We start from the raw sequence: 18,674 nt of genomic DNA on the forward strand, positions 1-18,674 counted from the left end.
AATTATGAGTAACGAACAACCCAACAATCCATTGCACGGTATAAAACTGGCTGACATAGTAACATTTTTAGTTGAATATTACGGTTGGGAAGCGTTGGGCGAAAAGATTAAAATTAATTCATTTAACAGCAATCCATCCATAAAGTCTAGTTTAAAATTTCTTCGAAAACACCTTGGGCGCGAGAAAAAGTAGAGCAACTTTACTTAAAGACAAAGTTGAAAAAGACGCCCTAATGGGCTTTCAAAATAAAATTCTTGAATATCCTTTTAAAACCTACAAAAGGGTGTATTTTTGCAATCCCGCAAAACTAAAATTCTATGACCGATATTCAAGACGCTGTTCAAGAAAAAAAGACTGATAAAGAACTGTATAGCTACCAAAAAGGAGCAATAGACCAGATTTTTGAGAAGTTTGAAACTGCGCCAGACGATTACCATTTGCTATATCAGCTACCAACGGGTGGCGGAAAAACGGTTATTTTTTCTGAAATAGTACGTCAGTATTTAAAGCATCACAACAAAAAGGTACTGGTTATGACCCACCGGGTTGAACTTTGCAAGCAAACTTCGGAAATGCTAACAAGCTTTGGGGTGGTTAACAAGGTGGTAAATAGCACGGCAAATCTTTCTGATCAGGCTAAGTACAGTTGTTTTGTGGCAATGGTAGAAACCTTGAACAATCGTTTAAACGACGATAAGTTGGATATTTCGGACATTGGATTGGTAATTATTGATGAAGCACATTACAATTCGTTTACCAAACTTTTCAAATTTTTTGAAAAATCCTTTATTTTAGGAGTTACCGCAACGCCTTTAAGCTCTAATAGAAGTCTTCCTATGAAAGACAATTATCAGGAATTGATCGTAGGCGAAAGTATAGAATCGTTAATTGAAAATGAGTTTTTGGCCGAAGTTGAAGTATTTCAATATAACATGGGGCTCACTTCATTAGAAATTGGATCCAATGGCGATTATACCGTTAAATCATCAGACGATTTATATTCGGGCGTGGGAATGTTGGACCAATTGTTACAAGCCTATTTAACGCACTCTAAAGGTAAGAAAACCTTGATTTTTAATAATGGTATTAATACCTCTATACAAGTGTATTACCACTTAAGAGCCGAAGGTTTGCCAGTAATGCATTTAGATAATACAGCTTCAAAAAAGGAACGTAAACAAATTTTGCGTTGGTTTAAAGAAACCCCGGACGCCATTTTAACATCAGTTAGTATTCTAACTACTGGATTTGATGAACCTACGATTGATACTATAATTTTAAACAGAGCAACCCGTTCGTTAACTTTATATTTTCAGATGATTGGTCGCGGTTCGCGAATTTTAAACAATAAGTCGAAGTTTTCTGTTATCGATTTAGGAAACAACTATCAGCGTTTTGGCCCTTGGGAAGCGCCATTGGATTGGCAGGCTATTTTCCGTTCGCCAGATTATTATATGGATAGGCTAATGAGTGATGACGAACTGGAAAGTCATTTTAGATATGAAATGCCAGACGAACTCAGAGCCGAATTCGCAAAAAGTAAAGAAGTTTATTTCGATATTAAAAAAACATATACCGAAGCAACCTTTAAAGGCGAATCGTCTAAAGTAGTGCTAGAACGTTCTATTGCGCAGCACGCGCATATTTGTATAGAAAACAGCGAAGATGTTTATGATGCTTTGGGCCTTGCAAAAATGTTAAACGACGATATTGACCATCGTATTGAAAAATACTCACAGTGCATTAGTAAAAGCACCCATAATTTTATTAGCTGGCTTAAAGACGACTACCGACTAAAACTGCGTAGTTACATTCGCGAAAATTTTGACGCCGTTTTTGAAGAAATTAACGGATTTCCACCTGAAGACTAATAATTTTTTTCCTGAAAAATTCTTTTAAATTGAAAACAATAGGTAGGTATTAGGTCTACTTGTCTTCACAATATTACTTATCTTTAGTGTCGAAGCACAATTGCTTTGATTGATTGTTGATTTTACACCTCACTATTTACTTCGCATAGATAAAAGGCTCAATAGTTTTTAGTATCCGAATTTGTTCGAATTCGGTTTTGATTAATCGTTAATTAAAACAACTATTATGAGCGTATTTTCACTTGGCAGCTGCGATATTGGTAAGATTCCTGCAAACCGTAAACAATTTCTAAAACCATATCATAAAGACGGACTTACTGCTCGGGCGGTTTCCTTTCGCGACGATGATAGAACCACTTGGCGCTCATTTAGAGAAGGACAAGCTAACGATGTGGCTGAGCTTCAAGAATTTTTATTTAAGGCAGGCTTTATGCCCAGAGGGGTTATTGATGGTATATTTGACTATGTAACTCAAGCGGCTGCGCGTTTGTTTCAGGAATATATTCGCACTATAGATCCAGACGGTGACCCAAGTATGGTACCCGATGGTATAGTTGGTACTATAACTATGAAACATGTGGAACGATGGAAGAGTCAAGGTATAGTAGCAGACTGGGATACTTCCAAAGCTCAAAATCCTTCAAAGGAATACGGTGATTGGATAAAACTTTTGAATAAATCAAAGGAGCATTATAAAGCTAATCCGGGCCCAATTATGAAAGCAGTAAATGCTTTCGGAAATACGCATTCAACAATTAAAGCTCCCGATTGGAATTTTGCCACAGACGAAATTCACTTAATTGGAATTCGCCGTAAACAAGACAAATCTGAAGCAAATAGACGTGCAAACGACGATTTGTTCGTGCTATTATTAAATGGATTGGTTTTTAAGTTTTGGGGTTCAACAGACCCGAGTAAAAATATGGTAGGCACTAGGAGAAATGCTCCCTTTCTAGTGGAAGGTCAACATAAATACCGTTTTGGATGGCATAAAATTTCAGTAGAGAAAAAGATTTACCGAGCCTTAAAACCCTACGATCCAGCTGGGGTAATAATTCTTCGTGATTTAAACAGAGATCACGCATTAACACCGCACGACCTTACAGTAGCGGGAAGTAATAGCTTAGAGTTAAACAACAGTATAAATATCCATTGGTCTGGTATGGGGCAATCTAATTGGTCTGCAGGCTGCCAAGTAATTGTTGGTAAAAATTACATAAACAATAAAAATGAGTTGGTGGACTGTTCAAAATTTGCTTCAACAGCTTATAGCCAACTTAATAGCGCCTCTAAAAAAACGAAAGGGGCATATAACGTATTGGCAGATTTAATTGTTTGCTATTCAAAACCTGGGGTAGATTACGTTTTATATACTTTGGGTAGAGAAGAGTCATTAGATTTGGATGCCAATTTTGGATCCAATTACGCTATCAGCGCTTTAAGAAAGATGAATCCCAGTGCTATTTAAATTTATTTTAGTTTTCTAATTTTATAGTTATAAGCCATAAATGCGTTTATGTGTATAGCTTTAATTATAAAAAATGAAGGTTTCAATTTGCTTATAAAGATATAAAAGTGAATTATTCGTGCTCGAAACGCTACTTTTGCAGAAAATAGAATAAAACATGGAGTCATTTAACGAGCTTAATATTTCCAAACAACTGCAATATGCAATTGCCGATTTGGGCTTTGAGAAGCCAACACCTATACAGGCTGAGTCTTTTTCAGTTATTATGTCGGGTACAGATATGGTTGGGATTGCCCAAACTGGAACTGGGAAGACGTTTGCGTATATGCTCCCGATTCTGCAAGATTTAAAATTTTCAAAACAGTTACAGCCAAGGGTTTTAGTTTTAGTACCCACGCGCGAACTGGTGCTCCAGGTAGTAGAAGAAATTGAAAAGTTTGGCAAATATTCATCTGTTCGGGTTTTGGGAATTTATGGCGGTACCAATATCAATAAACAAAAACAAGCCGCCGCAGAAGGTGCCGATATTGTCGTGGCTACTCCAGGGCGTTTATACGATTTAATTATTAGCAGGGCCATACCCTTAAAAATGGTTAAGAAAGTAGTAATTGATGAAGTAGATGTAATGTTGGATTTGGGATTTCGTTTTCAGCTTACGAATATTTTGGAGCTTCTGCCAAACAAAAGGCAGAATATTATGTTTTCTGCAACCATGACCGATGATGTAAATGTTTTTATCCACGATTTTTTTATTTCACCAACAACCGTTTCCGTGGCGGTGAGTGGTACGCCTTTGGAGAATATTTCGCAGTATGCGTATAAGGTCAAAAACTTTTATACCAAAGCAAATTTGTTGAAGCATTTACTTTTAAATGATAGCGATTTCAAAAAAGTGCTCGTTTTTGTGCCGAATAAAAAGAGCGCCGATTTACTTTTCGATTTTTTAGATGAGTACTTTGGAAGTGAAGTTGCTGTAATCCATTCAAATAAAACTCAGAATTACAGAATTCGTTCTATTGAAAATTTCAATTCTGAAAAAACGCGAATTCTGGTAACTACCGATGTAATGGCACGTGGATTGGATTTAGACCAAATTAGCCATGTAATAAATTTTGATACGCCAAATTTTCCTGAAAATTATATGCACCGTATAGGCCGTACTGGTAGGTCAGAGCAGGAGGGAACGGCTATTTTGTTTTATACCGAAAAGGAAGAAGCAGCCAAAGTTGCCATTGAAAAATTAATGGATCTTAAAATTAAGGAGTTGGAATTTCCTAAAGAAGTTGAAATTTCTGAAAAACTTACATACGAAGAGCAGCCTCAAGTTGTAGAAATAAACAACCCCATTAATGTTGAAGAAGTTGGTCCGGCTTTTCATGAAAAAAAGGAGAAAAACAAGAAAGAAAACCAAGGTGGATCGTATAAGCGTACTATAAAACAAAAATATAAAAAACCAAAAACCCGTGGCGATAAAAACTACAACAAGCGTAAAAAGGGACGTTAACTTGGGGGTTAATATATAATTTCTACAAAAACCGCATTTCCTTGCAGGAAAACGCTTTTTACAAAATAGATACTGTCTTGCCGCACTAAATTGCCCGATTCGTTACGAACCGCGGGGTCGTTGTAAATTCTTCTATTTTGTAAGGTGCGCACAATGTCGTTTACACGCAGCATACTATCATCCTTAAACTCACCGCCATTCCTATAAATTAAATCGAATACCGGTTCGTAGATTTGTTCATTGTTTGCTTTACCGGCGTATAAAAAACCGGTTTTTCCAACTTCTTGTAATTTCACCATTGCAATCATATCGTACTCGCCAATCACTTTTTCGTTTTTAATATAGTTTAAATAGGAGCTTACACGGTTTTTAGATTGGGCTATTTTCCAAGCATTGTCATCAAGTAAAGTTGTTGATTCTGAATTTCTAAGCGAATCGATTTTTTTTTGCGCAATGGGCACGTATTTCGCCAATTTGGAAAAGCCGGTAATTTTACCATCGGCGTCGCGAGTAGTGGCTGCGAAATTTAAATAATTCTCGTAACCTTTTACGGCATTCAACGTGGTAGCTTCCAACCAAAAAGCTCTTAAATCCTTTTTAAATTTTAAGGAGGCAATAGAGTCATGAGCAACCGTGGCATATTCCCCTTTTCCATACGAATCTATATAGGTTTCATAACTTCCAACCGTGTTTTCGGAAACCGCCAAATCCCAAGCTTTTTGATCTGTTATGGGACGGGTGAAATAATAGAATGTTCCAAGACTAAGCAATGTTATAACGGTGTAAAGAATACCTTTTTTAAAACGCTTAACTCTTCGTGCGTTTAGCTTTTTTTTGTTATAAACTTTTGCGCTGTTGGACAGATAATTAATGCTTTCATCAAAACGATCTTTGTATTTTTCATCAAAATTGGTGTTAAAACGTTCGGCCCAAATTTTTGAAGGTTCAAAACTTTTGAACCATTCTTGGGTAATTTCAAATTCTTTTCCGCTCAATAAATCTTTTCGGTTTTCGGAATAGGCCAGCTGGGCATCACAAAGACCTAAATATTGAACTGCGGCATTATTTTCCTCTTCAACCCAATGATTGAGAATTTTCCAGTGCCTAATTAAACTCTCGTGCGAAATATCAATCAACTTGTCGCCTGTATCGCCAATGTTGCCAACAACTAAAAAAGAACGATTTTCTTTAATGAAATTATTGATTACCGTTTGCAGTTTATCTTCGCTGGCACCGGTTAATTTCTTTAAATAGCTCAATTGGGCGGGTCGTCTAATTTTCCTGCCATTTTCGTCTATGGTCGTCAGGGTTTGAAACAACGATTTGGCCAGTGAAACTTCCTTTGGCTTTAATTCTTTTAAGGCCTCATCGGCATGAACGGAGAGGGCATTTTCAATGCCGCCAATTTGTTTGTAATCTTCCAGGTCGAGTTCGCCGCTTTTATCAACTCTTACTTCGTAATCCCACATTCGCATTAACGCGTGTTGCACCAAGGGAAGCTCGTCTTTTACCTTTCCTAGGTCGTTTATAAGGCGAGAGGTGAGGGCTGTATTAAACTTACCACCGTATAATTTGGCAGGACCTTCTATTACTTTTTTAAGCTCCAGTCTATTGAGTCTTGGCACCAAGTACTGGCTCTTGTTTAATGCCTCTGGCAATCCGAAAAACTGGGCACAGTCGCCAATAAAATCAGAACGCATAGTAAGTACTACATAAAAAGGAATGTGCTTTTGTTCTGATAATTTTAGAATAATATTTACAAAATCTATTGCCTCGGTTTTATGGGAAGCATCAGTTTGTTTCATAGAAAACCGAAAAAGCTCTTCAAATTGATCTACCAACAAAAAGAAATTTGCGTTTTTATTTATTCGAAGTGGTTGGATAGTATTTAAAAGTGCGGAAACACCTTCTTTTTTAATTCGTTTTACAAGTGCTTGTATTCCTGGGGCTTCAATATTATAATTAATTTGGCGCAAAATGGTTTCTGCCAAATTATACATGGGATTTTGGCCTGGTTTCATAACAGCTACTAACCATTGGCTACTGTTTTCAACTAAAAAACCACCTTTTAAAGCGGGTATTAATCCCGCTCTAATTAATGAAGATTTGCCACTTCCCGAACTGCCAACCACAGCAACAAATCTATTGGAATGTAGCCGTTGCAATAACTCTAAAGTTTGCTCGTCGCGACCAAAAAATAGCAGGTTTTCTTCTTCTGTAAAGGGCCGAAGCCCTACGTATGGATTAAAAGATTTGTCGCTCATAAATTATCAGCTTTTAAATCGTTTAAGAATGCTTCCAATACGGCATCATTTTCCGACATTTCCTGGCTGTGGTCAACCAATTTTACCATAGGATTTTGTGCTACCTTTATAGATCCCGTATCCTTTTCGGGCGGAGTAACATATATAAAAATATCTTGCCCATAGCGGTCGTAATCCATCAGTTTTTTTAAGGTGTTTTTTACACGAATGTCTACCCAATCCTTATGTGTTTCATTGCCGTATAAGAAAATGAATTTTTTAGCTTCGTTTATATTTGCGTATAGCGACTTAATATTTTCCTGTGGATCGCCATCTTCGGGGTTAAAGATTAAATCTACGTTATATTTATTCAGTATTTTTTTAAGGTTAAAGGCTTGTTTAAAATCATCGGTATGCGTGTCTAGCAATACTTTTAACGGGGCTCCTTTTTCGTTACTTTGCGTTGCAGCTTTTTGCGCTTGAACCTCTTGCAATTGCTCGGCAAAATTATTTATTAACAGGGCCAATTCGCCTTCGTTGCCTCGAACATATTCATATTTTTTGGAGGTGTGCGTTGCATCTTCCAAACTTTGAAGAAATTGCTTGTATTCAGTGTTTTCTATTTTTTCAAAATCGGTATCTCTTGAAACCCAAATTAATTGGGGAATTTTTGATTCTAAAGCAATTTCGGTCTGTCTTTGAATATAACGTGCATCGGTTTCATTCGAAATTTTGCGTCCTGGAAAATTTCCTAATATATGAACCGCAAAATCTGAATTGGCGATGGCTTCTTTTGTAAGATCATCGTGGCTTTCAAGAGTAGTTGCAGAATCGTTGCCCGTAATAACATTGTATCCTTTTTCTTTTAAATCGGCAATAATGCCGTCTCTTCGATCTAAAAGAGAATCATTTACTTCAGACAGAAAAATAGTAAAGGGCTTATCTTCCTTGGCTTCCTGCGAACTGGGTTGGATGGCAGCAGTAGTTTCTTTCGATAGATCGTCAAAAATACGAACAAGGGCGTTTCGCAATTGTATCATTGCCGAACCAAATTCGGGGCTGGTGTTTTTTAATGGATCGCCATATTCGTTATTGTCGTGAAAGGGAAATCCGCTAGTACCGCGAAGTTTGTCGTGCCATTCGGTATGGGGAATATTGGACATAAAAACGGGAATTATCCGCGAGCGATTGCCTACTGTAAGTCCAACTTTTTCTTTAGCTACCTTTTTGTAAAAATGTTCTAATTCTTTTATGCAGTATTCCGATTGTGGGTATAACCTGGAGTACAAGCAAATCATAATAGCCGATTTGTCTATTGCTTCTTCAATAGAATTGTCAAAAACCTCGCTGCGATCCAAGTTTCTGCTATCCCACCAAATTTTAATATTTTTGGAGTGTTTGTTTAGTTTTGTATCAAGATATTTATAGAACTGATCTATCCAGCCTTCTTCTTCCAAAGTTTCCGATTCGTTATCGGCATGCACGTAGCTAATAAAAATATCGTAGTCGTATCCTGGAATTAATGCCATAGTTTACCAATTTTTAAAAATATTAATAAATAGGTAGGGGCGAAATATCCTGAGGAGTGTGATATTTGTACTAATTTACAAATTGTAAAGTGTAAAACGTCATTTTTTAATTAAAAAACGTCATTATTACCATTATAACTATAGTTTGACGATTTTCTATGATGTAAGAATTGCTGCTTTTGTGAAATTTCACGTAAGAATTTTTATACGAAAGCGAAATCGCCACAGCCTAAATTCATACCTTCATACCCTTAAAAAAACAAAGCTTCGCTAAATGAAAGTTGTAAAAAATACAAGTTTAATAATCCTCGCTTTTTTCTCCATTTACGTTATTTGGGGATCTACTTATATGCTGAATAAAGTGGCGGTGGCAGAATTACCACCATTTTTTTTAGCTTCAATTCGGTTTACAAGTGCGGGGCTGCTTATTTTTATTATTTCAAAAGCAATGGGTAAAAGTCTTGCCATAACGCGTAAACAGTTTATAAATTCATTCATTGTGGGAGTGTTATTTCTTTCCTTTGGAAATGGTATAATTGTTTGGGCGCTTAAATATGTTGATAGTGGTTTTGCAGCTTTAGAAATTTCTGCTCAGCCGTTGGTGGTGTTATTACTCATGCGTTTGTTGCAAGGTAAACCTATAAAAGTTATGTCGTTAGTGGGAGTAGCTTTAGGGATTGTCGGTATAATTTTACTAGTAGGTCAGCAGCAAATTATTGCTAAAGAAGGAACAGTTTTAGGAATGGTAATGATTTTTGCGTGTATGCTTAGTTGGGCATATGGCAGTTTATTTGTAGGCAAGGCGGATTTGCCAAAGAACTTTTTTGTAAATACAGGTTATCAAATGTTTACTGCGGGTATTACACTTGCGTTGGCTAGTTTAGCTTTTGGGGAACAATGGACTGCTCCGAGCGAATGGAGTGATTCTGTACAGTGGAGTATGGTGTTATTAATAATCTTTGGAAGTATAGTTGCATTTACTTCATTTAATTATTTACTTAAAACTGTTTCGCCAGATAAGGTTGCTACTTCTACTTATGTAAATCCGATAATAGCTTTGTTTTTAGGTTGGTATATTTTAGACGAAGTAATTACCACACAGTCTATAGTTGCCGCCGCTGTATTGTTAACGGGGGTATATTTTATAACTACGTCGCGAACTACTATTGCAATTCCTCGATTTTCGGGTAAGATAAAGCGTGAAAAGCTCGAAAAATAGGTTTTAGCAATGGGTCATATTATTTGTAGGAATAAGTTGTTGTTTTCCTACGTTTTAATACACTATCTATGCTTTATCCTAGGCTTTGCTATACAGCAGCTATGTATTTTATGAGCGTGTTATTTCAATTAACATTGCCTTAACCCGATTTGCAATTGCGTATAAATATCTTTACATAATTCAGGCAAATTGAGTAATGGTATTCTTTTTATTTTGCTTGATTCAATCATTTTAAAACAAACAAATAAATAATGGCTACAAGCACAAAAGCATACGGTGTACAAAGTGAAAAGGACAACTTAAAACCAATGAATATACACCGAAGAGATGTTGGTGATAACGATGTTAAATTAGATATTACCTATTGTGGTGTTTGCCATAGCGATATTCATACTGCCAGAAATGAGTGGGGTGGATCAAAATATCCTGTGGTTCCGGGACACGAAATTATCGGGCACGTTAGTGAGGTGGGTAAAAATGTAAAAAATATAAAGCAAGGAGACGTAGTAGGCGTAGGATGTATGGTAGATTCCTGCCAAGAATGTAACTCCTGCAAAAATAATTTGGAACAATTTTGCGAAAAAGGCGCAACCTTTACATACAACAGTAAGGACAAGTATTTAAGTGGACAACAAACTTATGGTGGTTATTCTAAAAGTGTGGTTGTTGATAAAGAATTTATTTTAAAAATCCCTACTAACTTAGACGAAGCAGGAGCCGCGCCGTTGTTATGTGCTGGCATTACTACTTGGTCGCCTTTACGCCATTGGAATGTAAAAAGTGGCGATAAGGTTGGAGTAATAGGTTTAGGCGGATTGGGCCACATGGGGGTTAAATTTGCACATGCTTTGGGCGCTCATGTAGTAATGATAACTACTTCACCTTCTAAAGCAGAGGATGCGAAAAAACTAGGTGCTCACGAGGTACTCATCAGCAAAGACGAAGCTGAAATGGCAAAGCATAAAAACAGTTTCGACTTTATTCTAAACACCATACCCGTAGGCCATAAAATGGATCCGTACATAAGTCTCTTAAAAATTGATGCAACTATGGTACTCGTAGGGGCCGTAGAGCCATTAGAGCCATTTCATGGTGGCGGTATAATAGGAGGTCGTAAACGTATTGCAGGCTCACTAATTGGCGGTATTCAAGAAACCCAAGAAATGCTGGACTTCTGTGGTAAAAATAATATTGTTTCAGACATAGAACTTATTGATATTGAAAATATAAACCAAGCGTATGATCGTGTTGTTAATGCAGATGTAAAATATAGGTTTGTAATTGATATGAGCTCATTATAATAGTATAATACTTATTACTTCATATAAAAAATGCGATCTACAAAAGATCGCATTTTTTATATGATCCTGAATTTGAATGCAATAGCTTTCCTTTAAAAACATACTCAAAAAGTAAATATAATTCAGGTGTTGGCAATTGATTAATTTTTCTATCTTTATTGTGCTAATACATTAAGATTTATAGCTGTTTTATGATAAAATAATACGAAATCTATTTAAAATAAGTCAAATTAACATCTCCTCACTTTTAATGTTAGATATTTCAACGTGGATAAAGTCGCTACTATTTTTAATTACTGTATTATTTGGATTAAGTGGCATTGGGCAGTCTAAACTAGACAGTCTTTCACAAGAAATTAATAGTGAAATCAATACTTCAAAAAAAGCTAAACTCTTATTAGAAAGAGCACTCCTTTACGATAAAAGTGAAAGCAATAAGGCTTTTAAAGATATAGAAGAAGCATTAGAATTTTATAGAAACACCGGCAATAAAGAAGGAGAAGTTGATAGCTATATTGCCTATGGAAATTTACATTTCTGGAATAGAAACCCACCGAAGGCCGCGCATTTTGACTCGTTAGCGACCGCTTTAGCCGAAAAAATTTCATACAAAAAAGGACGTGCAACCGCTGTGGGAAACTTGGCGCGTGAATTTATAACTACAGGAAATTTTAAAATAGCAGACAGCCTCCTAATAATTGCCATCAATATTGAAGAGAACCTTTCACCCTTAGATCGCGATCGTTTGGCAGAGCTTTATAATCGTACAAGCATATTAAAATCTAAACGTGGCGATAATCTTGAAAGTTTATTGGCCATAGAAAAGGCTGCAGATTTCGCAGAAGGAAGTACAGACAATATTCTACTTTCTAATGTGTATATAAATTACGCCAACACACTCTCCCGTTTAACCCGGTTTGATGAGGCTGTAAAAATGCATTTTAAAGTTATTCGTCTAAACGAAAAGTTGAATAACGAAAACGGCTTAATGAGAGCCTATAACAATTTAGGTATAGCTTTTAAAAATGCGGGAGAATATGAAAAGGCCCTCATGTATTACAACAAAAGTCTTGCCATTGGTAAAAGATTAAACGAATATAAATCTATGGGGTTAACCTTGGTTAATATGGCCACGGTATATAGCGCTTTAGAAGAATTCAGTGGTATTGACACCCTTTACATTCAAGGAATAAAATATTTTGAGGAAATTTCAGATTTAGGCGGTATTGCCTTTGCAAACCACAATTACGGCAATTCATTAGTTGTAAGAAAAAATTACATTAAGGCAGATACGTTTTTGCTCAAGGCGTATAAACTTCGAAAACAAATAGGAGCTGAACTGGCGGCGGCCTCATCGCAATCTATCTTGGGAAAATCGGCATTTGAACAAAATAAACTTAAAGAGGCCGAAACCCATTTATTGGCTGCAGAAACTGCTTTTTATGGTAAAAATCGTGAAGATAGAAACTTAAAGGAATTGTATGGACTATTAAAAGAGTTATATACCAAAAAGGGAAACTTTGAAAAAGCTTTGTATTATCAAACCAATGAATTGGATTTAGAGCGCACGCTTTTCACTGAAAACGAAAAAGTAAACACGCTTAAAACCGAAACCACATACCTGCTTGAAAAACGTGATATGGAAATGGCACTCCAAAACAAAAAGCAACAATTGGTACGAGACAGAATGATTTTTGGCGGAGGTAGTGTGGTGCTAATTTTACTTTTAATTTCTTTATCGTTGTGGCAGCGCAGAAAACAATTAAAGGAACGACACCAATCTCAAATTATAACTTTAGATCAGCAGCATCGCTTAACCTTAACGCGTTCCTTAAAAAATGCCGAACAAGAGGAACGAAAAAAAATAGCCCATAAATTACACGACGAAACAGGCGCAATGCTTTCTATTGCTTTGTTGAATTTAAAACAATTTAAAAATGATTTGGGTGTAATACAAAGTAAGGTTGAAGATAAACTTACAACCACCCAAAAACTACTGGGAGAAATAAGTGAAAACGTTCGTAGCATTAGCCATACCCTTATGCCTGTCGCCCTCGAAAAATATGGACTAAAACCTGCAATTCACGATTTGGTAAGCGCCGTAAACACTTCAGAAAAACTTAAGGTAGAAGAAATTTTTGAAGGACTTGAAAATACAAACGATTGGAGTGAAGAGTTCTGTTTAACCGTTTATAGAATTGTACAGGAAGTGATGAACAATATCATAAAGCACGCACAAGCAAGCCATGTATTGTTACAAATAGTAGAATTGGAAGATTCCGTAACAATTTATATTGAAGACAACGGGACCGGGATAAAGCAAGACATAGAGCAGGAGGGAACCGGTTTAAGAATGCTGAAAAGTAATGTGGCCTACCTTAACGGAACTTTAGAAATTAACGGCAATCAAAACAGTGGAACCTTTATTTTGGCAGAGCTTCCTATAGAAAAAAAAGAAATTACAAATTAATCTGTATTAACAATAAGTAAATTAATTTTCACCAAAAACCTATATTTTGACGCAAAACGGCACCGAATCTACAATACGCGTAATAATTGCAGACGATCATCCGCTTATTATTAAGGGAATTACAGAATTGCTGGAAAAGAACCATCGTTTCGTTATTACAAAAACATTTACAAATGGGAATGCTCTATTGCAATCTACGGCTGTGCCAGATGCCGACGTATTATTATTAGATCTTAATATGCCCGGGAAGGATGGGCTTCAAGTCTTGGAGGAAATTAAATCGATGAAGCTCAAAGCAAAAATACTTGTACTTACATCTTATTTTTCAAAGGAACTTGCAGAACAGTGCCAAGCTGCGGGCGCCAATGGCTATATTTTAAAGTCGGACAATCTGGATAGGCTCGCTGACAATATTTTGGAAGTAATGGAAGGTAAAGGCGTGTTTCCAGATTTTTCAATGAAGACCGAAGAAGACCCAAATGAATTCACTTATATGGATGAATTTTTAAAGAAATACAATCTCACCAAGCGCGAGACCGAAGTAATACAGATGGTCTGTAAAGGATATAACTCTAAAGAAATAGCCGACCAACTTTATCTTTCAAGTTTTACCGTACAAACGCACAGACGCAATATTTTTAGAAAGTTAAATATTGAAGGTAATACCATTGCCCTGTACAAATTTGCTTCTGCTCACGGGCTTCTTTAATTTTTAGTTTAAATATAGAAATCCGGTTTGTTTGTGTCTATTGCCTAATGCAGGATCGCCGTATTCGTAATTTAATATGTAAAAGTATGTTCCTGTGGGTAAACGATCTTTAGATTTTATGGTAACCCTACCCGTTGAAGTGCCGTCAAACACATCGCCGTCGGGACCGTAATTATCTGTTTCAAATACTTTTACCCCCCAACGGTTAAATATTAACACGTGCATATCGCGTGCGCAATTGTCGGTTGCTTCAATTCGGAAATAATCATTCATACCATCGTCATTCGGACTCACGGCATTATAGATGGCAAGGCTACTACAGCCTAAAACTTCACCTTCAACCAACCTGCCAAAGGTAAAAACCCCATAGCCTGTAGCCGCAGCCGTAACAGTTTGATTACCCATATTTATGACGCCACCTTCATTTACCCACATATTGGTAGGTTCGTCCCAACGTACTATTGTTAAGGTTTCTCGTTCGGCGGCCGAAATCATTGTTGCTGGCGTTGTTACGTCGCGCCACGATAAAGTTATTAAGAGATCTTCGCTAGCCGAAGATTCTTTTTCTATAGTCCAATATTCTTGGTTGTCTATTTCTAAAATTATTCCAGCTTTTAAATCATGTGGATATTGATCATTTGAATTTTCAAAATAAAATTTACCATCAAAAACTGCGGAATTACTTGCGGGAGCAGAAATTCCACCGAAACGATAATATCCTCCATCACCAATGGGGTAGGTAAACTCAGTGTTTCCAAATTTATTAACCAAACCATCTACGTGACTGTAGTCTGAGGTATTTATGTGGTTCGCATTGGTGTTAAAAGTAATGGCTCCTCCAAAATTATCATTATCTACAATTCCTTCAAAAAAATCGGCCTCACCAGAAATGTGAATACTTCCCGATAGTAGAAATGGCACGGAATTGCTAGTATTATTAAACAATGTGTTAAAAAGATAACTTACTTTTGAGCCGCTAATCATTTGGTCTGACCTTCCTATAAATCGTGTAATACCCGTATTCTGGTAAAAATCTATAACGCCTTCATTATTAAAGTGACTATAAATAAATGTATTTCCGTCATTATAGAACGAACCTGTATTTAGGTTGTTAAATCGTTCAACTGTTGAAAACTTGGTATCTTCACTTACGTAGAGTATGCCTTCGTTAGAAGTTTGGGCCTTTATACACAAGGTAAAAGACATAAAAAGAGCGATGGAAAATAGAAACTTCTTCATATTAATTATCTTTTACTTTTTGATAAATATGTGGATTCGATATCAATAAATTACGCTTTCCTACCGTAACTGTAACTGTAGCAGTTTTACAATTTGTAGGGAATGCGGTCTGGCAAATAGTATAATCTATAGTATAAATTCCGGGCAATGTTCCCACCGCCACAATAACATCTCCTGTAGCTGAATCTATGGTTAGAGGTCCTGTGGGAGTAGATGAAATATTTACGGTTGAAGGGTTAATTGGTGACGTTCCATTTAGTACGTCATTATCCAATATTCCACTAAATGTGATACCATTAAGACCTTGTAGGTAAGTAGTAGTATAACTGTCGTTTACGGCTATTAGTGGATTTTTATACCCATCTTTTCCTGCGTTCACATTTCCACCTCCTATTACGGTAACGTTTGTAGGTTCCGTTCCTTCAGACAATATAAAACCTGCGGGCACAGTTGAAGTGTTAACAACAATATTTACCGAGCCTGCGGGAACATTCGTGATAGTGTATGTTCCATTAGCAGCGGTTGTTGCACTTGGTTCACCTGCATCGAGGGTGCCATTGTTATTTAAATCGGCAAAAACAGTCACTGGCGAAGTAAATCCGGTTTCCGATCCATTTTGAGTACCGTCACCGTTTTCATCATTATATACAGTTCCGGTTACAACCCCAACCGTTGAATATCCGTCTTTTCCTGCACTTACAGTTCCGCTTGGTGTTACAGTAACATTTGTTGGTTCGGTTCCTTCTGTTAAGGTAGCACCTGAGGGCAGGGTAGAAGTAGCTACTACAATATCTATATTTCCGGCTGGAACATTAGTAATGGTATACGTTCCATTAGCGGCAGTTGTAGCCGAAGGTTCACCTGCATCTAAAGTTCCATTGCTGTTAAGATCTGCAAATACAGTTACTGGCGATGTAAAGCCAGTTTCGGAACCGTTCTGAGTTCCGTCGCCGTTGATATCATGATATACTAATCCGGTTACTGTTCCATTACAAGCGTTAATTCTTCTATTTTTGGCACTAATGTCTGCTTGTCCTCCGTTTACTAAAAGAGGAACTCCGTTTACATCTACGTTCCCAGTAATACTTCCATTTGCATTTAGTTGATTAACTATAATACCGCCATCGCCTTCTAATGAATCATAACACCCATCAGCATCACTATCTAAATCTAGATGATTTGGGGTGCCATCTTCATCTGTATCAAGATTTGCATAAAGGTTTGGTTTATTAACCCAAAATGTTTTCGGCAGGCATGGAGACATAGATATTGAATGGTTAGCACTACTGGATGCTGTGGATCCGAACCTAAAACTTACTGTATTAGTTAGTGAATAAACAGCCGATACTTGAAATTTAGGATCTGTGGTAATTCCATTCGCTGTAAGTCCGTTACTTACATATCCTTGGGAAAATCCATTTAGAATTGCAGGCCCGTAGAATGGTTGGTTATTAGAGGGTGAGTCAATAATTACGCCCGTAGAATGTCCATCTTTAAACGAAACAAATTCGTTTCCATCGTTGTCCATTGCCGTTACTACATAACTATTTAATTCGGCAGGAACATTTGATCCTCCTTTTACAAAATCAATTTTAAATTCAGTGTAACTTTCGGGAGACGCGTGATTTATAAGCGGTTGAAAAGCATCGTCGTCTCCATCCGTAGATCCCGGAACATCTAGCGCAACAATTTTTGTATCTGTAGAAGATACAATTGTTACAAGAGCATGTATGCCGCCCGGACTAACATTATTGTACTTAAAAACATCACCGACTTGAGGATTATTTACATTGGCGCCTGACGAAAAGGGAAGTGGGCCTTGACTGGTGCCAAACTTAGGATTTACAACAGTTGTGCAATTTAGCAGTTCTTGTTCATCAGTGTCTAAAATACCATCGTTATCGTCATCTAAATCGTCTTCGTCATGATAGCCATCACCATCAGTATCTGGTATAACTCGTATAATTACCCTTGCAGTGTCACAAGTTGAAGTATTAGGACTCGGCAAACACAATCTATACTCAAAACTATCAACACCTGTAAAACCATTATTGGGAATGTAGGTAAAGGTTCCATTAGCGTTAAAATTCAAAGTGCCATGATTTGGTCCTGAACCATTAATCAGACTGTACGTAGAACCAGTTGGAGTAGGATCGTTAATTGCAACATTTCCGCTATACGGACTGTTCCATTTAGTTTTATAGTTGTCATTTTTTGCATACGACTGTAATATGAAAAATTTTCCATCACCGTGATCTACAGTAGCAGCGGTTATTTGCACTCTTTTTATTAGCGAACCCTCTTCAGCTATATCGTTTAAATGAAACAAGGCAATACCAATAGTATTATTTCCTTCTAAAACACGGTCAGATAACCAATAATCTGATCCAGGATTTGGTGGATTCATTGCGCCCGGTGTTCCAATATTTCCGGAAGAACCTGTACCTCCAAACCCCCATTGTGTTGCATCTTGATTAACAAAAGTTTGCCCCAAAGATCTGTCGGAACCTCCATTCGCTGGAGTGCCAAATACCTCTATATGAAAACAGTTATTAGCATTTCTTTCAGTTATGGCAACTATTCCACCACTATTAGATGGTATTGCTGGATTGTAAAATAAGGTTTGTTGTTGTGCGGTCGTATTATTGGCCAATTCAGTAAAATTGTCGCATAAATTAGCACCATTTGGATTGGATTCAAAGTAGTGGTTTAAGTTTTTATCTCGAAATGCCGCAAGTGCAGACGATCCCCAATTCGGACTTGTACTATTGTTTACAACTACGGTTCCATTTCGTCTAATATTATTAGAACTCGGACTGGGTCCTTGTCTTGTTAATTGATAACTTGTAGGTACCACAAAAAGTTTATAAACATTTCCGTTTACCGTTATACTTCTAATTGTAGCTGGGTCTGAACCTACTGTTTGGGTATCACTCCATTGAAATCTGACGCCTGACTGAATACTTGGTGCATTGCTTTGGGCAGAAACAGATAGAGCAGAAAATACAATAAACACTAAAGTTATGTATAGCGATTTTATATAAGAGAATCTTTTAATGATTTTCATTTTCTTGTGTAGGTTAATATTTCATACTGTTTAACTATACAAATCCGTGTATG

11 protein-coding genes and 1 pseudogene are annotated in these 18,674 nt (G+C 36.8%); 8 read left to right on the top strand and 4 right to left on the bottom strand.

Annotated features, from left to right (window positions below):
- The first annotated feature begins 4 nt into the window (after positions 1–4).
- From QCQ61_RS12005 to QCQ61_RS12020, 4 genes and pseudogenes are all read left to right on the top strand, one after another.
- A pseudogene (locus QCQ61_RS12005) lies at positions 5–234 on the top strand (VF530 family protein).
- Positions 235–318: 84 nt separating this feature from the next.
- Positions 319–1,872, top strand: coding sequence for a DEAD/DEAH box helicase (locus QCQ61_RS12010; RefSeq protein WP_279447888.1), 1,554 nt, complete (start codon positions 319–321; stop codon positions 1,870–1,872).
- A 226-nt stretch (positions 1,873–2,098) separates the two neighbouring features.
- Positions 2,099–3,340 carry a peptidoglycan-binding domain-containing protein gene (locus QCQ61_RS12015; RefSeq protein WP_279447889.1) on the top strand — a complete coding sequence of 414 codons (1,242 nt, stop codon included), beginning with the start codon at positions 2,099–2,101 and terminating at the stop codon, positions 3,338–3,340.
- Positions 3,341–3,497: 157 nt separating this feature from the next.
- Positions 3,498–4,844, top strand: a complete 1,347-nt coding sequence (locus QCQ61_RS12020) for a DEAD/DEAH box helicase (protein WP_279447890.1) — start codon at positions 3,498–3,500, stop codon at positions 4,842–4,844.
- A gap of 8 nt (positions 4,845–4,852) precedes the next feature.
- Here the strand turns inward: QCQ61_RS12020 and QCQ61_RS12025 are convergent, their stop codons facing one another.
- Entirely contained in the window at positions 4,853–7,108 is a 2,256-nt protein-coding gene (locus QCQ61_RS12025; protein ID WP_279447891.1) for an nSTAND1 domain-containing NTPase, read from the bottom strand.
- On the bottom strand, positions 7,105–8,616 hold the full coding sequence (locus tag QCQ61_RS12030) for a toll/interleukin-1 receptor domain-containing protein (RefSeq protein WP_279447892.1): 1,512 nt from the start codon (positions 8,614–8,616) through the stop codon (positions 7,105–7,107). The genes QCQ61_RS12025 and QCQ61_RS12030 overlap by 4 nt, the downstream gene beginning before the upstream one ends.
- Before the next feature lie 274 nt (positions 8,617–8,890).
- On the opposite strand from QCQ61_RS12030, the gene QCQ61_RS12035 reads away from it, so the two are divergent.
- From QCQ61_RS12035 to QCQ61_RS12050, 4 genes are all read left to right on the top strand, one after another.
- Positions 8,891–9,835, top strand: a complete 945-nt coding sequence (locus QCQ61_RS12035; RefSeq protein ID WP_279447893.1) for an EamA family transporter — start codon at positions 8,891–8,893, stop codon at positions 9,833–9,835.
- Positions 9,836–10,086: 251 nt separating this feature from the next.
- A complete protein-coding gene (locus QCQ61_RS12040; protein WP_279447894.1) occupies positions 10,087–11,136 on the top strand; it encodes an NAD(P)-dependent alcohol dehydrogenase in 1,050 nt (349 codons plus the stop codon).
- 250 nt (positions 11,137–11,386) lie between these two features.
- Complete coding sequence (locus tag QCQ61_RS12045; RefSeq protein WP_279447895.1) at positions 11,387–13,606, top strand: ATP-binding protein; 2,220 nt, start codon at positions 11,387–11,389, stop codon at positions 13,604–13,606.
- Positions 13,607–13,652: 46 nt separating this feature from the next.
- Positions 13,653–14,315, top strand: a complete 663-nt coding sequence (locus QCQ61_RS12050; protein WP_279447896.1) for a response regulator — start codon at positions 13,653–13,655, stop codon at positions 14,313–14,315.
- A 3-nt stretch (positions 14,316–14,318) separates the two neighbouring features.
- Here QCQ61_RS12050 and QCQ61_RS12055 read toward each other — a convergent pair whose 3' ends face one another.
- Both QCQ61_RS12055 and QCQ61_RS12060 read right to left on the bottom strand, forming a co-directional pair.
- A complete protein-coding gene (locus QCQ61_RS12055; protein WP_279447897.1) occupies positions 14,319–15,554 on the bottom strand; it encodes a T9SS type B sorting domain-containing protein in 1,236 nt (411 codons plus the stop codon).
- 1 nt (position 15,555) lies between these two features.
- Entirely contained in the window at positions 15,556–18,621 is a 3,066-nt protein-coding gene (locus QCQ61_RS12060; RefSeq protein WP_279447898.1) for an Ig-like domain-containing protein, read from the bottom strand.
- Between the last annotated feature and the right edge of the window lie 53 nt (positions 18,622–18,674).

Origin of the sequence: Aequorivita marisscotiae (assembly GCF_029814825.1) — a bacterium.
Lineage (GTDB): Bacteria > Bacteroidota > Bacteroidia > Flavobacteriales > Flavobacteriaceae > Aequorivita > Aequorivita marisscotiae.

What these genes read in the sequence shown, in the direction of transcription:
- QCQ61_RS12010 (WP_279447888.1), top strand. Translation starts at nt 319, where the DNA reads ATGACCGATATTCAAGACGCTGTTCAAGAAAAAAAGACTGATAAAGAA.
- QCQ61_RS12015 (WP_279447889.1), top strand. Translation starts at nt 2,099, where the DNA reads ATGAGCGTATTTTCACTTGGCAGCTGCGATATTGGTAAGATTCCTGCA.
- QCQ61_RS12020 (WP_279447890.1), top strand. Translation starts at nt 3,498, where the DNA reads ATGGAGTCATTTAACGAGCTTAATATTTCCAAACAACTGCAATATGCA.
- QCQ61_RS12025 (WP_279447891.1), bottom strand. Translation starts at nt 7,108, where the DNA reads ATGAGCGACAAATCTTTTAATCCATACGTAGGGCTTCGGCCCTTTACA.
- QCQ61_RS12030 (WP_279447892.1), bottom strand. Translation starts at nt 8,616, where the DNA reads ATGGCATTAATTCCAGGATACGACTACGATATTTTTATTAGCTACGTG.
- QCQ61_RS12035 (WP_279447893.1), top strand. Translation starts at nt 8,891, where the DNA reads ATGAAAGTTGTAAAAAATACAAGTTTAATAATCCTCGCTTTTTTCTCC.
- QCQ61_RS12040 (WP_279447894.1), top strand. Translation starts at nt 10,087, where the DNA reads ATGGCTACAAGCACAAAAGCATACGGTGTACAAAGTGAAAAGGACAAC.
- QCQ61_RS12045 (WP_279447895.1), top strand. Translation starts at nt 11,387, where the DNA reads ATGTTAGATATTTCAACGTGGATAAAGTCGCTACTATTTTTAATTACT.
- QCQ61_RS12055 (WP_279447897.1), bottom strand. Translation starts at nt 15,554, where the DNA reads ATGAAGAAGTTTCTATTTTCCATCGCTCTTTTTATGTCTTTTACCTTG.
- QCQ61_RS12060 (WP_279447898.1), bottom strand. Translation starts at nt 18,621, where the DNA reads ATGAAAATCATTAAAAGATTCTCTTATATAAAATCGCTATACATAACT.